Origin of the sequence: Flavobacterium algoris, assembly GCF_048158525.1 — a bacterium.
Taxonomy (GTDB): domain Bacteria; phylum Bacteroidota; class Bacteroidia; order Flavobacteriales; family Flavobacteriaceae; genus Flavobacterium; species Flavobacterium algoris.
The window spans coordinates 107,633-131,203 of the sequence record NZ_JBLNKT010000001.1 but is presented as its reverse complement, the minus strand read 5'-3'; the positions used below and the strand labels follow the sequence as shown (position 1 = coordinate 131,203).

The window sequence follows — 23,571 nt, the reverse complement described above, 5'->3', positions numbered from 1 at the left end:
ATAAAGTCTAATCTATTAAAGTTATAAAGCCTTGCTGAAAGCCCAAAACTGGAAGCCAAACAAGTAATATTATTAATAACTATATTTTTTTTACAATGAAATCGATTACAATTAAAGGATCAGAAAGAGAAAGCGTGGGCAAAGTAGCAACTAAAGCCTTACGTAATGCTGGATTGGTTCCTTGCGTATTATACGGAGGAAATCAGGCAGTTCATTTCTCAGCAGAAGTTATGGCTTTCAAAAACTTGGTTTACACTCCAAACGCTCACACAGTTGAGATCGATCTTGGAAAAGGAAAATCATTTAACGCTATTTTACAAGACATCCAGGTTCACCCGGTGTCTGACAAGATTTTACATATTGACTTCTTTCAATTATTTGATGACAAAGAAATCACTATGGAAGTTCCTGTGAAAATCGTTGGTAACTCTAAAGGAGTTATGGGTGGTGGAGATTTACGTTTGAACACACGTAAACTTAAAGTAAAAGCTTTACCGAAAAATCTTCCAGATTTCATCGAAGCTGATATTACTCCACTTGACATGGGTAACAAATTATACGTTACTAAAGTGGCTTCTCCAGACTACAAAATCATGCACCCCGACAACACAGTAATTTGTCAAGTGAAGATTTCTCGTGCTGCAATGAAAGCGGCTCAAGAGGCAGCAAAAGCAGCGAAAGCTCCTGTAAAAGGAAAGAAAAAATAATATTTTTTCAATCATTCAAGAAAGCATCAGTTGTAAAACTGGTGCTTTTTTTATGCTTTTATTTTTTTATTACTAGGAGCACAAATAGCTCCATTTCAAGCACGAATCCTCCTGCTGTCCATTCTATCTTTTTCCCTTTTTTCCTGTCAGGGTTTAGAACCCGGACAGGAAAAATAAAAAAAGGATGCCATTCCCATCAGGGCTACTCAGAACTATTTTGTTCTCAATAACGATTTTCTAAAAATCTAATAGTCCAATACTCTAATTAAGTCTATTTTTGCAACATGATAAAATGGATTTCAAATTTATTCTCATCGACAAAAACAGAAGACAATACGGATTGTATGAAACCGGAGGTTCAAGAACACAAAAAAAACAATATAAAAAGCGTGAGTAATAAATTTTTAATAGTTGGACTCGGCAACATTGGTGCCGAATATGTAAACACACGACACAACATCGGTTTTAAAGTAGTCGATTTTTTAGCTCGAAAAGAAGGAATCAATTTCGAAACCGTAAAATTGGGTTCCCTAGCCGAATATAAATTCAAAGGAAGGACTTTTTTACTTTTGAAACCCAATACCTACATGAATTTGAGCGGGAAAGCAGTACAATACTGGATGGAAAAAGAAAAAATTCCTTGGGAAAACATCTTGGTAATCACCGATGATTTGAATCTTTCCTTTGGAACCATTCGCATCAGACAAAAAGGAAGCGATGGCGGACACAACGGATTAAAAAATATCAATCTTGTCCTGAATACACAGAACTACGCGCGATTCCGTTTTGGGATTAGTGATGAATTCAAAAAAGGAAAACAAGTTGATTATGTCCTTGGAGACTGGGACGATGCTGAAAAAGTAGCACTTCCCGAACGACTAGAATTAGCTTCAGAGATTATAAAATCATTTGGAACAGCTGGATTAGAAATCACCATGACTTCATTTAATGGAAAATAAAAAAAGGGAAACATTTTATACGTTTCCCTTTTTTAGTAATTCTATTTTGTGATTATTCAATCACGATCTTTCTTACCTCTTTCCTATCTCCATCAATCACGGTCAATAAATAAAGTCCGGGTTGAACATTTTTCAATTGAATGTTTTCATTAAAATTAGAATTGCTTTCAAATTTATTCTCAAAAAGTTTTCTGCCCAACAAATCATGCACTAATACCTTCACCCCATTTGATGATGCACTGGTAAATTGAATATTAAAATTCCCTTTGTTTGGATTTGGATACAAGACAAAATCATTGATTTGAAAATCCGGCGCCGCTAAAGTAAAGGTTTGTGTACAAATTGTTATCGATGCCGAATCTAATGTTCCCACATTAGCTTGATAAGCATCCCGAACTCTCAATGTCCAAGCTCCTTGTTGATTTTGTCCATTAAAAGCAGATAAGGGCTCAAATGGAGCTACGGTTTGAGCAGCCGTAGTCCCACAAGCTAAAACCCCTCCTAAATCATCATAATTCAACACTAAGCTACCACTAGTGGATCCACAACTTCTTTCAAGTAATCTTACAGTTGTCCCTAGCGGACTTACCAAATCTATTTGCACGTCAGACAAATAAGTATGAGTAAGACCAACAGAAACATTTACATCTGCTATAGCTCCTATTGAACCAGAAGCATTGATTGTTTTAGAAGTATAAGTTGTTGATTCCGGTATTGAAAAAGGAGCTGCAAAAGTATACGTATTACAAGAAGAAGTAACCGAATATCCAATAGCAAAGGACTTGCTGTTTACTGCATAATAGATATTTGCTGTTGGTTCAATCAAAATTCGACAATTTTTTGCAGTAATATTTGGAACCGTTACTGTTTGTGAACCATCATTTGGAGTCGCCGAAACTAAAGTTGTTGGAAAAGTTAACCCACCATCAGTAGAAAGTTTGATATTCACAAATTGAGAACCTTGTAAGGTTGAGTCATATCCACTCCAAGTTATTGTTTGCGATGTTCCATAAAACCAACTCAAATTTTCTGTATTTTGTGAGGTTACTGCAAATGGACCAACTGTTCCGCTTACATTTACAATCATTTCATCTGTACCCGTTTGAGCCGTTCCAAGTGCAGCGTTGTCTCTGCCTGTTAAAGTAAAATGAAGTGTTCTTGCAATTGTGGAAACTGATTCCCATGTTGTAGTTAATTTACTGGACAATACAGTACTGTAAGTAGGCATATATCGTATAGGTGAACTACTTGGATACATAGATCTAAAAAGAGGGCCATCTATTTTGGTGGGTAAAGCAATACTATTTGCTCCGCTTGTAGTAGTAGCTGTGTCATTTTGTTCCCAACAATAAGAAATAGTATCTCCATTAACATCAGAGCCCGTACCTGTCAACTTAAAAGCAGTTCCGTTAGGAATAGTATAATCTAAACCCGCACTAATTGTTGGAGGACTATTACTTATTACAGTACTAACTGGACACGTTTTATTCAAAAGATTATCTTGTATTTGTTTAATGCTTACATAAGCAAAGTAATCATCCGAATTTGCTTGAACATCATAATCCGTAATCCCAGCATAACCCATAATTGTTGATCCGCTTCCTGGCTCAACACATACTCCCGTTCCTTCAAGTGAATAAGAAAAGGTGTGGTTAGCACCTAATTGATGCCCCATCTCATGTGCTACAAAATCAATGTCAAAGGTATCCCCAGCAGGTTTCGCATCAGCTGGTGATGTAAAAGCACTCCCTTTTGCTAATGGATTAGCAATAGTAGGATTCACACACACACAACCTATACAACCAGAATTACCCCCACTACCTGTAGCTCCAAATAAATGTCCCATATCATACCCTCCATCTGTTATCGTACTACTTAAATTACTCTGTAACTCTTGATTCCACTTACCTCCTGCTCCGGCAGTTGCATCAGAATATGGATCAGTTGCCGCATTTGTATAAATTATGAGATTATCATTTGCGATAATACTCAATTTTACGGCTAAATCTTTATTAAAGATTCCATTTACTCTAGTCATAGTAGCATTCATGGCTGCCAATGCTCCATTAACAGTTCCTCCAAAATAAGTAGCATATTCACCTGTACAAGACAACGCAAGTTTCAAGGTTTTGAAAACCTTATTACTCGCTGCAATTTCACTGGTTTTACTTAGCAAGTGTTTGTTTAATGCAACATCTTCTGTTTTACAGACAAATGGCAAACTTCCTGTGGATCTATTTTTCGAATTAAAAAGAACATAGACAGTATTGTCTTTTGAATACGGCTCAATAAATTCTGAACCACTTTCCCCTCTCAAAATCATAGTCTGAATCCCTTTTGGTGAGAAACTAAAATAAAGAGATGCATTTTTATCAGTAATCCCAATACCGTTATAAGCCCTTATATCTGGATATTTTGCTTGCAATTCAGGTTCAAAATTAGAAGACTCCCAAACGGAAAATTTTTCTAAAACACCATTCATATTTGGAATTGAAATCTCAATTCTATTCTCCTTCCTTGTTTTATTTTGGAGTGATAACAAGGATTCTTTAATTAAACTTTCATCAAATTTAAATAACAATTGATTATCCGTAATTGGTTTTACACTTATTCGATCTGAAACAGCAACCTTATTTCGATCAATTCTTTTCCAAGGAGACCCGTTTTGAGCATTGATTATTGAATTAGAAACAATAATTACAAAGAATAGTATAATTCTTTTCATGGTTAGTGGGTGTTTGAACTTCAAAATTAAAGCATTTATGTTAATGTATAAAAGTAATTCTAAATATTTTAAAGGAATCATGAGTTCTTAGAGGTTTATTTTTTTATTTTTTTGCTGCTTTTTTAAGAAACGAGGCTAAATTCTATCGAAAATTAATTTCCATACCGTTACTTTTAAAATAGATAGTATAAATTTGCACTATTATAAAACATTTGCTTTGAAGATTTTCCATTCTATAAACGATTTCAGTTCCAATAAAAAAACAATCCTAACTTTAGGCACCTTTGACGGAGTTCATATTGGTCACAAAAAAATTCTGGAAAAGCTTATCCAAAAAACAAAAAACGAAGACTACGAAAGTTTAGTGCTTACTTTTTTTCCCCATCCCAGAATGGTTTTACAAGAACATTCCGACATAAAACTACTCAATACTATAGATGAAAAAATAGATTTACTGGAGCAAATAGGTATTGAAAATCTTGTCATCCACCCTTTTGATGAGACTTTTTCGAGATTGACAGCCGAAGAGTTTGTAAAAACAATTCTTGTAGACCGATTTCATATTCAAAAAATAATAATAGGTTATGACCATCGATTTGGTCGAAATCGTACAGCAAACATTGACGACCTTATTGCTTTTGGAAAAGAGTATAATTTTGAAGTAGAGCAAATATCAGTTCAAGAAATAAATGACATTTCAGTAAGTTCCACTAAAATCAGAACGGCATTGTTAGATGGGGACATGGATTTGGCAAATAAATATTTAGGCTATGATTATTTCTTAACTGGAATCGTTGTTAAAGGAAAACAATTAGGAAGAACCATCAACTTTCCAACTGCCAACTTAAAAATAGAAGAAAATTACAAGCTTATTCCACAAAATGGGGTTTATATTGTAAAAAGCACCATCAACCAAAAAACTGTTTTTGGTATGATGAACATTGGATTTAATCCTACTGTTGACGGGCAAATTCAAACTATAGAAGTCCATTATTTTGATTTTGATACCGATTTATACAACCAAAAAATCAGGATTTCCATTTTGCACAGAATTCGTTCTGAACAAAAATTTGATTCGGTAGCACTTTTAAAAGAGCAACTTGAAAAAGACAAAAAAACGGCAACGGATTACCTGAGTAAAATTTAACTTCATATTAAATTCTTTTTTTAACACATTTCATAAAATATTGTCATATTTTCTGTAAATTTGATGTACATATATTGTTTCTCATAGTCGTATTATTTTTAACTCTTCTAAAAATTAATCATATGAAAATGCCAAAAGAATTTTACAACGGATTTATAATTTTCCTTGGAATTGGACTTTACTTTTTGTTTATGGAGCTTTTAGGTCTTGCTGATTTGTTTTACTTACGCCTCTTCAATGTATTATTTGTTTTTTACGGTACCAACAGAACTTTAAAAGCAAATTTTACCGAAGGGAAAACTATTCTTGTTTCTAATGCTGCTTCGGCATTAACCACATCGCTCACAGGGATTTTTTTAAGTGTCATTGGACTCATAACTTACAGCTATTCAAGAGGTGGTGATGCTTATGTAGGTTCATTGTCAAAAACTTTTTTATTTGGAGGAAATCCCTCAGTAATGACCTATTCTATTTCTTTGCTTTTTGAAGGAATCGTATCAGCTGTAATTGTCACATTTATGCTACTATTGTATTGGGACAGCCTTTACTCTTCGGATAAGCATCAAAGTTAAATCAATAAAAATCTACTTTTCTGGTTTGTATTCAACTATCATAAAGAAACAATTTACAGCTGCAATTTCATAATATAAATAGACATTTAACTTAGAGACACAAGAAAAAAAGCGCTGTAGATTTCAAAAAACCATCTTTTCAAAATCAAAAAGACATTCTGTTTCTAAACGAACTAAATTATTTTAATTTAAAAAACTAATCCTATGAAACTACCAAAAGAGTTATTAAACGGATGTCTTATTTTTATTGGAATTGGCGTTTACTTTCTATTAATGAATGCATTAGGTTATGCCGATTTATTTTACTTACGCCTTGTTAATGTGTTTTTTGTTTTTTATGGCGTAAACAGAACTATAGCAATGAATCTTGCAGAAGGTAAAAAAACATTCATTGCTAATGCAATATCAGCAATGACTACATCACTTGTAGGCGTATTTTTAAGCATCATCGGACTGGTGGTCTATAGCTACATGCAAGGCGGAGATTCCTATGTGAAATCCTTACCGAAAACATTTTTATTTGGCGGAAATCCATCCGTAAACACTTATTCTATTTGTTTACTCTTTGAAGGGATTGCCTCTTCAGTAATTGTTACCATGTTGCTCATGTTATATTGGAACAACCGTCTTACAACTGATTAACTAGTCCATAAATTATTCTACTTTGGCTTTTAGACACTATTGCATTGCTTCTTTAGAACAATTTGACTACTTTTGGTGCATCAAAAAATCGTATAGATGAGCATTACAAAACATAACTGGACGAAAGACGAAATTATCGCAATATATAATAAACCTATGATGGATTTGCTTTTTGAAGCAGCTTCAATTCATAGAGAACATCATGACCCTAATGTCGTTCAAGTTTCGACTTTATTATCCATAAAAACAGGTGGTTGCCCAGAAGATTGTGGGTATTGTCCACAAGCAGCCCGTTATCATACAGCTGTTGAAGGCAATGATCTAATGTCTGTAAGCCAAGTAAAAGCACAAGCTTTACGAGCTAAATCAAGTGGTTCTTCCCGTGTATGTATGGGAGCAGCATGGAGAAATGTAAAAGATGGTCCTGAATTTGACCAAGTATTGGAAATGGTTCGTACCATAAATAAACTGGACATGGAAGTGTGTTGTACACTTGGAATGATCACTGAAAACCAGGCACATCGTTTGGCAGAAGCTGGTTTATATGCTTACAACCACAATTTAGACACTTCAGAAGAATATTACAAAGAAGTAATCTCAACACGCGGATTTGAAGACCGTTTACAAACCATAGAGAATGTTCGTAAAACGAATGTTACTGTTTGTAGCGGTGGAATTATAGGAATGGGAGAAAGTATTGAAGACAGAGCTGGAATGCTTGTAGCACTTTCTACATTAAATCCCCAACCAGAATCAGTGCCAATAAATGCATTGGTTGCTGTTGAAGGAACCCCGATGGAAGAAGAAAAACCAGTAGAAATTTGGGAAATGATTAGAATGGTAGCCACTACCAGAATTATCATGCCGGAAACTCAAGTACGTTTATCTGCCGGAAGAATGAACATGAGCCGTGAGGGACAAGCTATGTGTTTCTTTGCTGGTGCCAATTCTATATTTGCTGGAGATAAATTACTAACTACTCCAAATCCTGATGTAAATGAAGACATGAAAATGTTTGAAATGTTGGGTTTAAATCCTCAAAAACCATTTACAAAAGTTTCTCAGCCACAAACGGTTGAAGCAGCAGATTCTCAATTTGCTCCGTTAGGTGAAAAACCAAAATGGTCAAGACCGGGACATAGCATCGAGAGAAATCTTGAAGCATCCAATAAAGAAAAATAAACTTTTCAAAGCATATAAAAACACACCATCTGTTACTATCAGATGGTGTGTTTTTATACATCACTTTTTTTAATAAATAATTTTCTTGTTAACTGTATGCCCATTTTGTAACACAATTTTTACTAATACGATTGATCGGTTTGAAACCAAATTTGGCACCAAAAATTCAATGCTATCTATATTATTTTTTTGATATATTTTTCTTCCTGACAAATCATATAGTATAATTTTATCTATGACTTCCGCTGTTGAATTTATTTGTATTTGTTTGTTTTTATTAAACACTAAAACAGAATCTTTCTCTGTTTGAAACGTTTTCACAGCTAAAGTTTTATCCATAAAATGCAATACAAAACGGTTATTAAAAGCACCTATTTCTGTATTAAAAGTATAACTCCCACTTTTTAAATCAAAATTTGTATTGTTTAACTTGTCTTCTATAAAAACCACTTGATTGGATAATAATCCATCAACGGTATCAATATTTATTGTAAAAACACCCTCAATAGTTGTACTGTAACCTAAAGGAATAACATCTGTTTCGTTAAATGGTAAAGCCCTACCTTGAATCACTAAATTCTTATCCTGATTAATACTATAAAAATCGATGTATTCATTTCCGTCAAAACTTTCCCCATCAAAACTGGCATCATAATCATTAGTTGCCCCTTCTATATAGCCAATTAAAGTTTGCTTGAAAGCTCCTTGGCTATTGGATAAATTTAACCAGATTCGATCCTTCTCAATATTTATCTGTTTTTGTTTTTTTATTGCATTCGATTTAAAAAAACTAGAATTATTTCCAGCAATACGCATACTATTATTAAAAACGACTGCTCCACCCCCATTAATACTTGTTACAAAAAATGCCTGGCCAGAGGCAATTTTACCATTAGGTTTCGTATTATTTACCCCTAATTTCAAAGCAGCACTGGTTCCTACTCCGCCTAACAAGTTATAAACAGCATAATCATCTGAGGTATACGTATTATTTGTAATAGCCGTATTATGAGTCCAGAGATAAATTGTCCCATCTGTGACGCTGGTATTTGTTGTAATAAAAACATCGGCATCAATTGCGGATGGATATGGATTTCCTATAAGATTTGAAGTGTCAGTTGTTGCTATTGGAACTGAAATAATTCCATTATTAGGAACTCCTGAAAAAACAGCTTCATAAATAGATGAAATTATTGTTGAATAATTTTCAGGGCCACGGATAATATAACCGTTTCCTAAACCCATCGCATTTGTTGGTGTTTCGTTATGCCAATTATCCGCCGAAGCATCGAAAGAATAAAACTTATCCAAAAGTGTGAGAGGAGAGATATCAATCAGTTTTTGATTTGAAACCGGCGAAGACCAATACGTATAATCCGTTTTTAAAACAGGAGTAGTTTGTCTTTTTATTCGAATATTTCCTGTGTTAATAATTTGATCATCCGATTGATGAAGAGCTGCATTATTTTCTAAAACTAATGTCCCTAATCCAGTATAATCGAAAGTCAATCCTAAAGTATTTCCATTTGGAATTGTGACCGTATTCCCTAAACTTATTGAACAAGAACAGGCATTTGTTGAGTTGAAAACAGGGAAGTTTCCGTTGAATATTATCGTTTTTTCAGGCGATGGCAATCCATTACTCCAAGTAATTTCGTCCCAAATAGAGCTGTTCGTGCATAATTTAATACGAGCTATACGATGTTTTGTAATACCCGAAATAGAATTAAAATTACCTCCAATCATCACTTTATTATTTGGAGTAAAGCAAATACTATATAACGTACCGTTTAGATTTACGGAAAAAGTTGTATCATAGACTCCAGTTGTAAGCAATCGAACCATTCGTTTAACAGCAGTTCCATTATATGTTCCTGAAAAAGTTCCTCCTATAAGCAATCGGTTGTCTGGTTGAACCAAAATTGTTCTGACTTCTCCACTACTAAAACCCGCTCCCGAAGTAAAAGAAGTATCTAAACTACCATTACTATTAAGCCTGGTTATTCTTTTTGCGGAAGCGCCTCCATAATTTAAAAATGTCCCACCAATAATGAGTTTATTATCTGATTGTATTGCAATGGCATAAACATATTTATCAAACCCTGTGCCTATAACAAATCCAAAATCAGTGCTTCCATCCGTATTCAGACGGACCATTTTATTATACGAAAGTCCATTGAAAGTTGTAAATCGTCCACCTAAAATAATCTTTCCATCCGATTGCAATAAAAGAGCTTCTACTATAGCATCGGCACCCAAGCCTGTACTAAAACTTACATCAATTGTACCATCTGGCAATAACCTAGCAATTCTATTAACAGAAATACCATTGTAATTCGTAAAATTTCCAGCTATAATTATTTTCCCATCTGGCTGAAGTACCACTGTATATATCTGATTGTTAGCTCCTGTACCAATTGAAAATGTAGTATCTAAATCTCCATTTGACAAAATCCTAATTATTCTGTTAGCAGTAACTCCATTATAATTTGTAAAACTGCCGACTAAAATAATTTTATCATCCGCCTGTATAACAGCGCTCTTAATTACATTATTCGCTCCTATACCCGAAGAATTAAATGTAGGATCGATAACTCCATCTTCTAACAAACAAGCAATTCTATTGACACTTCCTCCATTGAATTTAGCAAAACTCCCAAAAGTCATCGTCTTATTATCTGGTAAAGAAATAATCTTTAAAACCGAATTATCAAAACCTACACCAGCGGTTAGATATCCAATATCTAAAGTTCCAACTGCGTCGATTTTGGCAAGTCTGCCTTGATTTTGGGAATCAAAAACAGAAAAAGACCCCCCTACAAACCAAGAACCATCAGGTGTATCGGCTAATGCATAAACCGTTGCTGAAGAAGGACCAAAACCAATATCAAATAAAGGATTAATTACTCCATTAGAACCTAACAAAACTAATCTATTGACTGCTGTCGCATTATAACTTCCAGTAAAAGAACCTGCAACCATAATCGATCCACTAGAATTTATTTTTATACTATTTATTCCTACTGTACTAAATCCTGATCCGGAACTAAAAGCACCATCAATGGACCCATCAGTATTTAAACGAATGATTCTATTGGCCGCAGTTCCATTGTAACTTGTAAAATCTCCTCCTACCAAAATTTTTCCATCAGGTTGCAAGAAAAGAGCCCCAATATTATCATTAAAACTTGTTCCAATTCCAAATGTAGCATCAATAGAGCCATTACTATTTAATCTTATTATTCGGTTACAAATAGTTCCATTAAAAGAAATAAAAGAACCTGCAACAATTATTTTTCCATCAGTTTGGATTTGAACTTCATCTACATTTGCACTTGCTCCAGAACCCGTAACAAAAGAAGTGTCTAAATTACCGTTTGACAATATCCGAGCGATATGATTTGCTGTTACGCCATTATACTTTGTAAAACTTCCAACAATAATAATACTACCATCAGTTTGCAAAGCTAATCCATGGACTATACCAGTACTTGCCGCGACTGAAGTATTAAAAGTAGCATCAAAAGAACCATCACTGTTAAGTCGTATTAATCGTCCTGCAGCTGAGCCATCAAAAGCGGTAAAAGATCCTCCTAAAATTATCTTCCCGTCTGGCAGCAGTAAAGAGCAATATATTTTTCCATTAAAACCAGAGCCTAACCCAAAAGAAATATCTTTGGAACCATCTGAAAACAATCTACATAAATACGGAGTTACAGCACCATTAAAATTCAAAAAATCACCTCCTACTATTAATTTTCCATCGGCTTGTAAAGAAACAGTTCTAACCGTGTTATCAAAACCATCACCTTGAAGACCATCATCTAAAACATTAAATGCTAAATCTACTTTCCCTTGTTGGGAATAGCTGGAATTAATAAAAAAAAGACTGAACAAAATAACGAAGAAAGGTAGTTTTAACATCAAATTAAATCGGATTTATAGTTTCAATATGAATGATAAAAAAATTCATAATTGTTTCATTTTAAAAACATCTATAAAATTACAGATAATATTCTTGTAATACAATACCCACTTTTAGTGATATTTACCTATGAATTTTAAGACAGTCCTGATAATTATAAAATGTCCGCGGAATTGAACATTCACTACAAATTCAACATGAATAAATAATTAAAGACTGCTGCTCTTTAATTTTTATTTATTGGATTCAAAAAAAATCCCATTCTGTAGACACAGAATGGGATTTTATAAAATTTTAAATTGGTTAAATACTGCTAGTAAAGTACTTTTTTAGAAATTATCTGGCCATTAGTTAAAGTTACTTTTACTATTACCGTTTGCTTATTTAAAGTAATAGTTGAAGTACGGAATTCATTACTATTTACCGCCTCTTTATCAAACACTTTCCTTCCGATTAAATCAAAAACAGTAACTCGTTTTATATTTTCAAGTTCTGATTTTATTTTTAATTCATTTTTATCTTTAGAAATTAAAACGCTAGTGTCATTTGATTCAAAACTACCGGTTCCTAAAGTTTTGTCAGTATAACGCAATACAAAACGATCATTGAAAGTTCCTATCTCAGAATTAAAATTATAAGGCATTGATTTAACATCATGGACAACATTTAATACTTTATCCTCAAGATAAATGTTTTGATCTCCTAAAAACAATCCATCAACATGATCTAAACTAATAGTTGTCTTCCCTGCTACATTTACTGCATATCCCAGTGGAACAACATCTGTATCAACAAAAGGCAAGGCTCTCCCTTGTATCGCTAACTTATCTATCCCTAGCGTACTGTATATTGCGAAGGGCTGAGTATCATTATAAACTAATCCATCATAACCTGGATCATAATCATTAGTTGTATTTGCTATATATCCTACTAGCGTTTGACTTCCCGAAGTAGCATTAGTCAAATTAAACCACATTCTGTCTTTCTCTTCACTACCATCTGCATTCGTTTTTTTTGTGGCAACTTGTCTATAAAAATTACTATTAGTACTATTTGTAGCTGTCGTTCTCATATCATTATTAAAAGTAAGATCTCCTGTAACGTCGACTTCCACAAAGAAACCTTCACCAGAGGCTATATCTCCTGTTGGTGTAATAACATTCCCATTACCAGAAGGAACACCTATACCACCGCTTTTAGTATAGGTAGCATAATCTACGTCCCCATCATAAACATTTCCAGATATTCTATGATTATGTGTCCAAAAATACAATGTGCCCGTAATGGTTTGTGTGCCCGTTCCAGAAGTAATATTAGCATCAATAAATGCATCTGCATCTATCGATGACGGATATGGATTACCTATCAAGCGTACCCCGGCAGGCTGTCCACTTTCTAATATTGATGTAACCGGAATATTTATAGTACCATTATTAGGAACTCCCAAAAATTGCAATGAAGTATCTATCGTAGGCGTAACAGTACTAGTTGTCTCCGAAGCGCGAATGGCATAACCGATACCCTTTGCAAAAACTGTTGTTGCTGCATTTACATTAGCCCAATCATTATTACAAATAAAAAATTTATCACTTAGGGTATTTGGCGAAAAATCATATAATGTTTGCGAACTAGTTGTAGGTGAAGACCAATAGGTAAAATCATCTGAAAGGAGTGGTGTTGTATTTCTTTTTACAATTATATTTCCAGAATTTAGGCCTGTATATGTTGTTTGTATTAGGCTGGTATTATTTTGAAATGTCAATGTCCCTGGAGCTGTTACCGTAACTGCATCATCAACCGATACCGCAGATGTCCCCAGAACATTTACCGCTCCATTAGTAACCGTAAGTGTATTGGCAATATCCAAATCACCAGCTATTGTATAACTGCCACCAACACCAGAAAACAAAAGTTCATTATAGGCTCCGATAGCCACTGTTTGTCCCGTTCCATAATAGTCTACAATTCCTGTTGCAAAAGCCTTACCGTTTGTCGCTCCTGAGAAACGTACTTTACCTTCCATATCCGTTAAACCTGCATAAGACAAAACTCCAGTTTTCATATCTAAAACAGCATCTACTGTAGGAATATTTAAACTCCCAACGGTAAGATTAAAACCATTCATAAAAAGGGTAGGAGTCCCTCCATTGTCTATATTAAACGATCCTCCAGTACTAATATTTCCTAATGCAGTTTGAGTCCCGGATACATTGTCTATTTCTAAAGAAGATGGAGTTCCGCTATATGTTCCTGAAACTAAAGACTGACCTCCAGTAAGAGTATTATATACTACTTTTGAAGTCCATATTTTTCCAGAAGGAATTGGACTAACGGAACTATTGGCCGTTCTAAGCTGTCCTGATCCAGAATTAGAAAAAGTACCTCCTCCAATCAATGCAAAAGTTCCCATGTTTATTATAGAATTAGTACTAATATTCAATGTATTATTTACAGTAATTGCAGCACCTGCAGTGACAATAAAACTAGTATTTGAATTCGTTAGATTATAAAATGTATTTATCGAAGACCCCCCTATAGATTGTGCGACTATACCATTATAATTCACAGTACTTGTATTGGCGGTAAAAGTTCCTGAATTATTCCAGTCTCCACTTACTGTCAATGTATTAGAACCCATTATTATCAAAGAAGCACCCACTCCTATAGTCATACTTTTACAAACCCCTCCAGCTAAACCTATTACAGGTTGCGATGGAGCTGAAGAAATAATGGTAACATCGGTAGTTGATATTGGTAAAATTCCGCCACACCAATTTCCAGACGTATTCCAGTCTGTCCCAAAAACACCTAACCATGTCCCTGCTATACATGATGTATTTACATTCAAAATTCCAGTAGTAGCACCACCAAAAACAGCATTTTTAAAGCTTGCAGAAGAACCCGTACCTCCCCATAATCCTGAGGTTTGAAGTGTACCTCCAAATGTTAGTGTTTGAGCACTTGAAGTAGTAGTATTAGGAAGAATGGCAATTGCAGTTCCCCCAATAGTTACCCCCCCGGCAATAGTAGTAGCTCCGGCAAAGGTCTTATTTCCTGAACCATTAAGAATAAGATTACCATAGTTTTGTACTGCAACCGTTTGAGCAGTTCCACTATACAACACAGTACTTCCAGCATTTAAGGTTGGGGTAAAACCCACGGGAAAAGAACTGGTACCACTTAGATTTAAAGTTCCTCCATTAGCTACAGATAAACTACCCAAAGACCCAGAAATTCCGAAACCGCCATTCGCTAATGTTGCCCCGCTATTTATAGTTAACGGTACATTTGCACTAAAGACCTTAGCTGCATTAACCGTGATTATTCCCGAATTAGTAATTATTACCCCTCCCGAACCTGGAAACGGAGTTATCCATTCTTCTGAGGTTACTGAGTTAGCAACTGTCATATTATATTGTAAAGTAGCACCTAAACCATAAGTTACAACCCCAGAAGTTATAACTACGGGAGAAGCTGTTGTCCCTTCTAATGAAAGTTTACCATTAACTGCTGGTGTTGTTGCAAATGTTCTTAAGCCAGATCCTGAGATAGTCACATTATTAAAAGTCAAATTTGCAGCAGCTATAGTTTGTGCTCCAGCTGCCGCAAAATTTACGGTGCTAGTACCAGGAATAAATAATGTTCCTGTCCCGCTTAAAGTTGCGCCTACCAATTTTAAATTTAGGGTACTTGAACCTCCGTTTAATGTTCCCGCAGTTAGTGCAACAGCTCCTGCCAAAGTATGAACAAGCCCTGTACCCAGATTAAGTGTTCCTCCAGTTCCATTTATCAGTAATGCGCCCCCACTTACGTTTCCAGAAAAAGTTGCTATTCCGCCAGTTTTTAGCATACTAACAGTTCCTGTTGTAGTAAATGTTTGAATCGTTTGATTAGCACCACCTGTAAATTGAACATAAGGCAGGCCAAGAGAAACGGCACCTGAATTATTAAAATCCCCACCTAAAAGTAAATTTGCAGCTGCACTGGCAGTTGAGTAATTGATAGAACCAGTTAAGTTATTCGTTAAACTTCCAGAGGTTATTGTTAAAATACCCGTAGAAAATTTTACTGTCCCTGAGTTTACCAAATTACCAGATATTAGAGATAAACGACCCGTGGTTAAAGTAAAAGTCCCTGTATTCGAAAAATTACCAGAAGAAATAGTCAAACGACCGGTTGTCAAGGCAAAACTTCCCGTATTTGTAAAATTCCCTGTAAGAATTAGTCGGCTGCTCGTACCCGTGAGAGTACCACTATTACTAAAAGATCCCGTTATGGTAAACGGATTTCTTACCCCTACAGCTAGAGTAGCGCCAACATTAGTGATTAGATTAGCAACAATAACATTAGTCGCACCTAGAGTTACGGTATTTACACTTACACCATCTCCAATTGTGACATTAGGCGGAGTACCGGTTGCTGTTAATACCCCAAAGGACGCAGTACCTTTAAACAAGATTGTTCCAGGTCCGTTCACTCCGTTTGTTCCCGTTCCAACATTAGTAAAAGTACCAGAAACGGTAAGTGTCTGACCGCTGCTTATAACTAATTTACTTGTTGCTGCATTCAAAGAAAGATTGGTTATACTTGCTGAGGCAGATACAGTGACAGTTGCTCCTGCAACTATTGTTGCATTATCTCCAGCAACGGGCGCAATACCTCCAACCCAAGTTGTCCCAGATGACCATAAGCCCCCTGTAGCTGTACTCGTTCTTGTGGCTGCATTTGCTATTGAAAAAGAAAATAAAAAGGCAGAAAAAAACACTACTTTATAAACACAAAGGCTTAGTTTATTGTCATAAAATAAAGACAGTAATTTTAAAGATTTATCTCCGGTAATAACCCTGTTTTTTTTTCTTGTATTTGTTTGAAAAGAAACAGGAAATTTAATTAAAACTAAAAAAAAATGGGGTAATAATTTCTTAATCATATTTGTTTTGAATTTACATAAAATCTTTTACCGCTCTATGGTATTTTAGCAAAAGACGATTCTTACAAAAACATAAAAAAATAATATATATAAAAAATTAAATCGTTTAAAAGCAGTTATATCGGTCTAAAAGCTACTTTATCACATGCCATCATTTAGAAATTTAAATTAGAAAAATTGCAAACAAAAAAAGCGCATTTTGTTGAAACAAAAGGCGCTTTTACTTATAATACTTCAAGTCGTTTTAATAAATAATTTTTTTAGTTATAGTTTTCCCATTTTGCAACAAAATTTTAACAAGCAATACTTGATTATTTATGAATAAATTAGATATCGTTAATTCATTTACATCTACATTTAATTTTTGATAAACCGACCTTCCCAACAGGTCATACACCTGAACTTTATTTATTGTCTCAACTGGTGAATTAATTTTTATTAGTTTATTCTTATTAGAAACCAAAACTGTATTTTCTAATATTTCAAAGCTACCCGTATCTAAAGTTTTATTAGCATTGACATATCGCAATACAAAACGATCATTGAAAGTACCCGATTCTGTAGTAAATGTATAGGGTCCATCTTTTAAGTTTTTAATACTATTTGTATTCTTGTCTTCAATAAAAACATCTTGAGACGTAAACAATCCATCAACTTCATCAATACTTATAGAAAAGGCACCTTCAATAGTAGAACTAAAACCTAATGTAACCTCATCATTTTCATCAAAAGGCAAAGCCCTTCCTTGTATCGCTAAATTTTTATCTTCATTTACACTGTAAAAATCGATAAACTGGTTTCCATCAAAACTCTCTCCGTCATAAGAATTATCATATCCATTGGTTGCATTTGTTACATAACCAAGTAAGGTCTGTTTAAAGGCTCCTTCTGAATTGGTTAAATTAAGCCAAACTCTATGTTTTTCTATTAAACTAGTTGTTTTTGAATTAGTCATCTTGAAAAACTGAGAATTATCCCCCGTAATAGTACCAACGCCTACTCGCATACTATTATTGAATGTCGCAGTACCACTAGATTTACCTGTAGCGAAAAATCCTTGCCCTGATGCAATTTTACCAGAGGGTTTTTGTCCACCACTTCCCGCAACATTTCCGCCTTGTGCGTATGTCACACCGTCAGTACCAACTCCTCCTGTAAGATTATAAGAGGCATAATCATCAGAGGTATATGCATAATCCCCTGAACCTGCACTACCATTAGTAATACCTGAAGCTAATTGAATCGCTGTATTATGCGTCCAGAAATAAAGGGTTCCATCTAAAACTGCACTATTATCCATTAAAAATTTATTCGCATCTAAAGCAGATGGATAGGGATTCCCTATAAGATTTAAACTATCTAATCCTCCAATTGGAATAGTAATTGTTCCATTATTTGGCACTCCTTTAAAATTAGCTTCATACAAACCCGGTGGTGTTGGTGCAGCAAAATTTTGAGGACCGCGAATAATATACCCAGCTCCTTTTACCATATTATTTGATGGATTTTCTTGTGTCCAGGTATCTGACGTTGAATTATAAGAAAAAAACTTGTCATAAAGGGTGTTTGGCGATACATTATACAACGTTTGTGGGGACACTGGAGAAGACCAATAGGTATAGTCAAATTTACCTATTGGAGTCGTTTGTCTTCTATAAGTTATGCTACCAGTATTTATTGCAGCATTATTTATTTGTACTAAACTCGAATTATTCTCAAATGTTAACGTTCCAGTACCTAAAACAGTAAGCTCATTCGTTAATTTTAGAGTTCCACCAGATAAAATAGTTACAGATTTACCTGAATTAACCTGACAAGAACAAGCATTAAGATTAACAGCTGAAGAATAAAATCCATCAAAAACAATTTTCTCAGAACTTGTTGGTGCTAATCCTGTTGACCATACAGAACCATTCCAAGTATTAGTAACTTGATTATTAATGGTTACACCAGATGATGCAACAGAGGCACAAGTTCCATTAGAAACCGTATAATAATATGTCCCAACAGAAAGTCCTGAAATAGTTGTACTTGTTCCTGTTCCTGATATTGTTGCACTTGAAGTACCGCTTCGCGTCAATGTCCATGTTCCTGATGCAGGCAAACCACTCAAAACTACACTTCCAGTTACTATAGAACAATTTGGTTGTGTAATATCTACTGATGCAAATGTTGGTGCTGTTGGTATAGAGTTTACTGTTATAGTTCCAGTGGCACTCACACTACCGCAGCCACCAATTAATGGGATACTATAGCTAAATATACCTGATGCCGTTGGAGTACCACTGATTGTAATTATATTTGATGCCCAAGCGGCGATAACTCCCGCCGGCAGTCCCGTTGAAGCTCCAATTCCTGTTGCGCCAGTTGTTGCATACGTAATATTAGTTAATGCCGTATTGATACACAATGTTGGCGTTGATGAAGCAGCTCCGACTGTATTGTTTGCAGTCACTGTTATAGTTACAGGAGTCGTATATGCCGAATAAAAAGTTTTTCCTTCAACCATAGAAACGGTTCTTCGTTGGTAACTTGTTATAGTAGTTAAAGCTGGAGGAGGATAAGTTGAACTTGTTGCGCCTGGAATAGTAACATAACTACCCGTTGCATTTGTCTGCCATTCGTATGTGATTGTTCCTGAACCTGTACTAGCTGTTGTTGATGTCAAAGTAGCTGGAGTAGCTCCACTACAAATCAATTGTGATGCGCCTATTACTCCTGCAGTAACAACATTGATACCTCCAGCAGCCTCAATTTCCGCAAATAGGTACAAAGCACCACCACCAACACAAACAGCGTATTGAACAGTACCTACAAAAACCTCGTCATTATTATTACAACTTCCATTTAAACTACCTGAACCATTTTGAAGATACAGGGCAACATTTGAAGGTAATCTAATTATAGAATGATCAAAATTAATCTGCCCATTGGGAGAAGTAACAACTATTAATTGTGTATTTATAGTAATGTCAGCATTTTTATTTAAATCCAATGTTCCAGAAATAGTTAAACTCTTTGCATAAACAGGCGTAACATCAAGAGTCACTGTTTTTCCAGATGGAATAACTACGTCATCAGTAGCTGTTGGAACCGCACCTAAAGACCAGTTTGCAGCTGTACTCCATAACAACTTTCCTCCAACTGTTGTTGAACCTAAATAAGTATTTGTTGCTGCAAAAACAACAGTTTGAACTAGTACTAAAAAAAGAGTAAAAAGTAATTTCTTAACCATATATCTGATGTTATTTTAATACGTTAATTTATAAGGTTAGCTTCCTGTAAAAGAAAAAACTTACATTAAAAAACAAATTAAAATAAACAATATCACAAAACACAATAAAGTCGTTGATAAGCATTTTTATTCGTTATACAACTGTTTTACATACAATTAAAAATCACCAAAAAAAATACCCTGTCCATTTGAAACAGACAGGGTATTAATGTAAGTAATTTAATAATTTTTAATAAATAATTTTTCTGGTTACTGTTTGTCCATTTTTTAATACAATCTTCATTAATAAAGTTTGCTCCCTGGAAGTCAAATTTAAAATTGTCATTTTGTTGTTGTCAATGTTGATTTTTTTATAAAGTAGTTTCCCCGAAATATCAAAAATCAAAATTTTATCAATCATTTCAGCTTTTGAATTTACTTTTATTTGCTTATTTTGAACGGAAACAACTATCTTACAAATTCTTTACTTAACCATGAATGATATTTTTTCCATAAAAGAAGCCATAAATAAGATAGAGCACTTTTGCGCCTATCAAGAACGTTGTCACGAAGAAGTAGTTCAAAAATTGAGAACTATGAAAATGGATTCAGAAGAAATCGATACCATCATGGTTCATCTTATCAGTGATAATTTTCTCAATGAAGAACGTTTTGCCTGTAGTTTTGCAAGAGGAAAACACCGCATTAAACATTGGGGAAAAATTAGGATAATAAACGAATTAAAGTCAAAAAAAATAACACAAACTCTTATCAATATTGCATTGAAGGAAATCTCATCTGAGGAATATGCAACAACTTTTCACACTTTGGCAGAAAGAAATTGGAAATCCATACGAGAAACAAATTTGATGAAAAAACGAAAAAAATTCTGTGATTATATGTTACGCAGAGGATTTGAGAGCAATTTAGTCTTTGAAAAAGTCAAAGAGCTGGAAAATTCAAAAGAGTAATAAAAAACACCTATACAATCCTAAATTACAAACTCAAAAGCACGCTTACGGCATTTCCACCAAAACCTACAGCATTAATTAATACTTTTCTAATCGGTTTTGTCTGTAATTGTGATTCCGCAAAAGGGACTCCGATGAACCTATTGTGTTGCATCATCATAATGGCCAATTCCATACTGAGTATTCCTGAAGCTCCAAAAGTGTGTCCAATTTTCCATTTATTAGTAGTCAATAAAGGAAGTGTTTCACCAAAGACTTTCTCAATTGCTTTATATTCCGTCAAATCGCCTTTTATTGTTCCTGGTGCATGCATGACAATCGCATCTACTTCGGATAAATCCGTATTTTGTAAAGCCATTTTCATTGATTTCTGGAAACAGGTCGCTTCCGCTGAAATGGAAATATTGTGTTCCAAAATTTCTGTCGCATAACCAATGCCTTCAATATAAGCCAGTGCGTTTTCTTTTTTACCCATTTCGAGACAACAAACTCCGGCACCTTCGCCAAGAATCATCGTGCTTTGTTTTTTTTCTAAATCAAGAGCGCGATTGGGATATGTCTCTTCACTATTCGAATAAATTTTCAGCGCCCGCATTTGCGCAATCGTAAAATCGGTTAAAGGCGCTTCGCTACCTCCAACCAGAAATTTATCAGCCATTCCGGATCGCAACCAAGCCACACCATTCAGCACAGCGTGTAAAGCTGTAGAACAGGTAATGGAATGCGAAATTTCCGGACCTGAACTTTGCAAATCATGGCTCACCCACGAGGAAATATTCCCCAGAGTTGTTGTAGGTGAAGCAAGTGTATGTGCTTTTCCTGTTTCTAAATAGTCGCGATAGTGCTTTTCGAATAAATCTGTTGCGCCCCGAGAAGAACCAATGTTGATTCCGAATACATCATTTTGAGTCCAACCTGCATTTTGCATCGCTTTTCTTGAAGCTGACATCGCATACAAAACGGAGTTATCTAACGATTTGTATTTGTTATCTGATTCTCGTAATTCGGCAATAACTTGTTCGGAATTATTATCTAAAGCTGCTACAAAGGTTTTTTTACGATCTAAGTCATGCTTTGTAAAACAATGATTTTCATTCAGATAATTTTCCCAAATCACTTCTGGTGTATTCCCTAAAGGTGAAATGGAAGCAATGGCAGTTATTGAGATTGTTTGAGACACAATAGTGTTGTTATTTATGGGCAAAGGTCGCAAAGTTTTTTACAAAGCTCACTAGCGTTTGAAAATTTATGCCTTCAAAACTCCCCTTTATTGTTATAAATTTAAGCTATTTCTAAAGCCTTTTCGACCACTTGATATACTTTTTGCAATTGCGCATCAGTGATAATATAAGGAGGTAAAATATAAACTATGTTGCCAACAGGACGCAGAATTATTCCATTTTCGATAAAGAAATCATAGAGTTTGTTGCGCAAGGTTCCATAATAAGTGGCAGTATCTTCGGTTTTTATTTCTAAAGCAAAAATGACTCCTAGCACACGTGTTGTGGTTACTTTCGGATGGTTTTTTATATGTTCTTGAAAATCCAAATGCCTTTTATTTACGCGAATAATATTAGCTTGCATTTCATTGGTTTGCAACAATTCAAAACTTGCCAAAGCCGCCGCACAACCCGTAGGATTTGCGGTAAAAGTATGTCCATGAAATAACGCTTTATTGATATCCTCATCATAAAAAGCTTCGAAAATGTCTTGGGTAAAAGTCGTAATGGCCATAGGAATAGTACCACCGGTCAACGCTTTTGACAAACACATCATGTCTGGTTTTTCTACCTGATAATCCGTAGCAAAAGTTTTTCCTGTTTTTCCAAAACCTGTCATTACTTCATCGGCAATGGTGAGCACTTTATTTTGCTGACAAATCCGCATTAATTGATCTAATGCTTCCGGCTCATACATCACCATACCTGCCGCTCCTTGGACGAGTGGTTCGTAAATAAAACCCGCACAATTATTCTCTTTCACCACTTTATTCAGAGCATCATAACTTTCCTGTTCTTTTCCTTTTACAGGAACCGGAATCCGAACCACATCGATGAACATTCCTTGAAAAGCTTGGGTATAAAACGAAATTCCGCTTGCCGCCATTGCCGCAAAGGTGTCGCCATGAAAAGCATTTTCGAAAGCTATTATGGTAGTTTTCTTTTCTCCTTTATTGAAAAAATATTGCAGCGCAACTTTAATTGCTACTTCAACCGCGGTAGAACCATTATCGGAAAAAAATATTTTTTGCTGATTTTTGGGTAAAATTTCCATCAACTTCTCGGCAACCAAAACAGCAGGTTCATGTGTAAATCCACCAAAAAGCACATGTTCTAAAGTGGTGAGTTGTTTATAAATCGCATCGGCAATGAATTTATTCGAATGCCCGTATGGATTCACCCACCAGGAAGCGATGGCATCAATATATTCTTTATCATTTTCGTCCCAAAGCAAAGTGCCTTCGCCTTTTTTAATGGCTATAGGAAGTGCTGCAGTTTTGTGTTGTGTATAAGGATGCCAAAGATATTGGCTGTCTCTTTCTGTTAAATTCATTTTATTTCAGATAAAAGAAGTAAGAGACAAGATAAAAGACTTCA

The 23,571-nt window shown here is 34.9% G+C and carries 14 protein-coding genes; 7 read left to right on the top strand and 7 right to left on the bottom strand.

The annotated features are described in order from the left end of the window. Positions 1–95 precede the first annotated feature (95 nt). Together ACM55I_RS00505 and pth are read left to right on the top strand one after the other, a co-directional pair. Positions 96–707 (top strand): 50S ribosomal protein L25/general stress protein Ctc, encoded by a 612-nt coding sequence (locus tag ACM55I_RS00505; RefSeq protein ID WP_416844835.1) that lies wholly within the window; start codon positions 96–98, stop codon positions 705–707. Between the two features lie 284 nt (positions 708–991). Further along, the gene (gene pth, locus ACM55I_RS00500) at positions 992–1,666 is read left to right on the top strand and encodes an aminoacyl-tRNA hydrolase (protein WP_416844834.1); all 675 of its coding nucleotides are present in this window, start codon (positions 992–994) and stop codon (positions 1,664–1,666) included. A 52-nt stretch (positions 1,667–1,718) separates the two neighbouring features. Here pth and ACM55I_RS00495 read toward each other — a convergent pair whose 3' ends face one another. Next, positions 1,719–4,391 carry a zinc-dependent metalloprotease gene (locus ACM55I_RS00495; RefSeq protein WP_416844833.1) on the bottom strand — a complete coding sequence of 891 codons (2,673 nt, stop codon included), beginning with the start codon at positions 4,389–4,391 and terminating at the stop codon, positions 1,719–1,721. A 217-nt stretch (positions 4,392–4,608) separates the two neighbouring features. On the opposite strand from ACM55I_RS00495, the gene ACM55I_RS00490 reads away from it, so the two are divergent. The 4 genes from ACM55I_RS00490 (at position 4,609) to bioB (ending at position 7,934) form a co-directional block, all read left to right on the top strand. Continuing rightward, a complete protein-coding gene (locus tag ACM55I_RS00490; RefSeq protein ID WP_416844832.1) occupies positions 4,609–5,538 on the top strand; it encodes a bifunctional riboflavin kinase/FAD synthetase in 930 nt (309 codons plus the stop codon). 122 nt (positions 5,539–5,660) lie between these two features. Then, positions 5,661–6,110, top strand: a complete 450-nt coding sequence (locus ACM55I_RS00485) for a hypothetical protein (protein ID WP_416844831.1) — start codon at positions 5,661–5,663, stop codon at positions 6,108–6,110. A gap of 204 nt (positions 6,111–6,314) precedes the next feature. Continuing rightward, entirely contained in the window at positions 6,315–6,752 is a 438-nt protein-coding gene (locus ACM55I_RS00480; RefSeq protein ID WP_416844830.1) for a hypothetical protein, read from the top strand. Between the two features lie 96 nt (positions 6,753–6,848). Continuing rightward, complete coding sequence (bioB, locus tag ACM55I_RS00475) at positions 6,849–7,934, top strand: biotin synthase BioB (protein ID WP_416844829.1); 1,086 nt, start codon at positions 6,849–6,851, stop codon at positions 7,932–7,934. A gap of 69 nt (positions 7,935–8,003) precedes the next feature. Here bioB and ACM55I_RS00470 read toward each other — a convergent pair whose 3' ends face one another. From ACM55I_RS00470 to ACM55I_RS00455, 4 genes are all read right to left on the bottom strand, one after another. Next, positions 8,004–11,858 carry a T9SS sorting signal type C domain-containing protein gene (locus ACM55I_RS00470; protein WP_416844828.1) on the bottom strand — a complete coding sequence of 1,285 codons (3,855 nt, stop codon included), beginning with the start codon at positions 11,856–11,858 and terminating at the stop codon, positions 8,004–8,006. Positions 11,859–12,172: 314 nt separating this feature from the next. After that, positions 12,173–16,789: a T9SS sorting signal type C domain-containing protein gene (locus tag ACM55I_RS00465; protein WP_416844827.1), complete on the bottom strand. Its 4,617-nt coding sequence runs from the start codon at positions 16,787–16,789 to the stop codon at positions 12,173–12,175. Positions 16,790–17,033: 244 nt separating this feature from the next. Continuing rightward, complete coding sequence (locus ACM55I_RS00460; protein ID WP_416844826.1) at positions 17,034–20,024, bottom strand: T9SS sorting signal type C domain-containing protein; 2,991 nt, start codon at positions 20,022–20,024, stop codon at positions 17,034–17,036. Between the two features lie 229 nt (positions 20,025–20,253). Continuing rightward, positions 20,254–20,424, bottom strand: coding sequence for a T9SS sorting signal type C domain-containing protein (locus ACM55I_RS00455; RefSeq protein ID WP_416844825.1), 171 nt, complete (start codon positions 20,422–20,424; stop codon positions 20,254–20,256). A 73-nt stretch (positions 20,425–20,497) separates the two neighbouring features. On the opposite strand from ACM55I_RS00455, the gene ACM55I_RS00450 reads away from it, so the two are divergent. Next, on the top strand, positions 20,498–20,974 hold the full coding sequence (locus ACM55I_RS00450) for a regulatory protein RecX (protein WP_416844824.1): 477 nt from the start codon (positions 20,498–20,500) through the stop codon (positions 20,972–20,974). Between the two features lie 25 nt (positions 20,975–20,999). Here the strand turns inward: ACM55I_RS00450 and ACM55I_RS00445 are convergent, their stop codons facing one another. Both ACM55I_RS00445 and bioA read right to left on the bottom strand, forming a co-directional pair. After that, positions 21,000–22,154 (bottom strand): beta-ketoacyl synthase N-terminal-like domain-containing protein, encoded by a 1,155-nt coding sequence (locus ACM55I_RS00445; protein ID WP_416844823.1) that lies wholly within the window; start codon positions 22,152–22,154, stop codon positions 21,000–21,002. 101 nt (positions 22,155–22,255) lie between these two features. Continuing rightward, the gene (gene bioA, locus ACM55I_RS00440; protein ID WP_416844822.1) at positions 22,256–23,527 is read right to left on the bottom strand and encodes an adenosylmethionine--8-amino-7-oxononanoate transaminase; all 1,272 of its coding nucleotides are present in this window, start codon (positions 23,525–23,527) and stop codon (positions 22,256–22,258) included. Between the last annotated feature and the right edge of the window lie 44 nt (positions 23,528–23,571).

Coding starts and splice junctions, on each gene's coding strand:
- ACM55I_RS00505 (WP_416844835.1), top strand. CDS start 96: ATGAAATCGATTACAATTAAAGGATCAGAAAGAGAAAGCGTGGGCAAA.
- pth (WP_416844834.1), top strand. CDS start 992: ATGATAAAATGGATTTCAAATTTATTCTCATCGACAAAAACAGAAGAC.
- ACM55I_RS00495 (WP_416844833.1), bottom strand. CDS start 4,391: ATGAAAAGAATTATACTATTCTTTGTAATTATTGTTTCTAATTCAATA.
- ACM55I_RS00485 (WP_416844831.1), top strand. CDS start 5,661: ATGAAAATGCCAAAAGAATTTTACAACGGATTTATAATTTTCCTTGGA.
- ACM55I_RS00480 (WP_416844830.1), top strand. CDS start 6,315: ATGAAACTACCAAAAGAGTTATTAAACGGATGTCTTATTTTTATTGGA.
- bioB (WP_416844829.1), top strand. CDS start 6,849: ATGAGCATTACAAAACATAACTGGACGAAAGACGAAATTATCGCAATA.
- ACM55I_RS00470 (WP_416844828.1), bottom strand. CDS start 11,858: ATGTTAAAACTACCTTTCTTCGTTATTTTGTTCAGTCTTTTTTTTATT.
- ACM55I_RS00465 (WP_416844827.1), bottom strand. CDS start 16,789: ATGATTAAGAAATTATTACCCCATTTTTTTTTAGTTTTAATTAAATTT.
- ACM55I_RS00460 (WP_416844826.1), bottom strand. CDS start 20,024: ATGGTTAAGAAATTACTTTTTACTCTTTTTTTAGTACTAGTTCAAACT.
- ACM55I_RS00455 (WP_416844825.1), bottom strand. CDS start 20,424: ATGATTGATAAAATTTTGATTTTTGATATTTCGGGGAAACTACTTTAT.
- ACM55I_RS00450 (WP_416844824.1), top strand. CDS start 20,498: ATGAATGATATTTTTTCCATAAAAGAAGCCATAAATAAGATAGAGCAC.
- bioA (WP_416844822.1), bottom strand. CDS start 23,527: ATGAATTTAACAGAAAGAGACAGCCAATATCTTTGGCATCCTTATACA.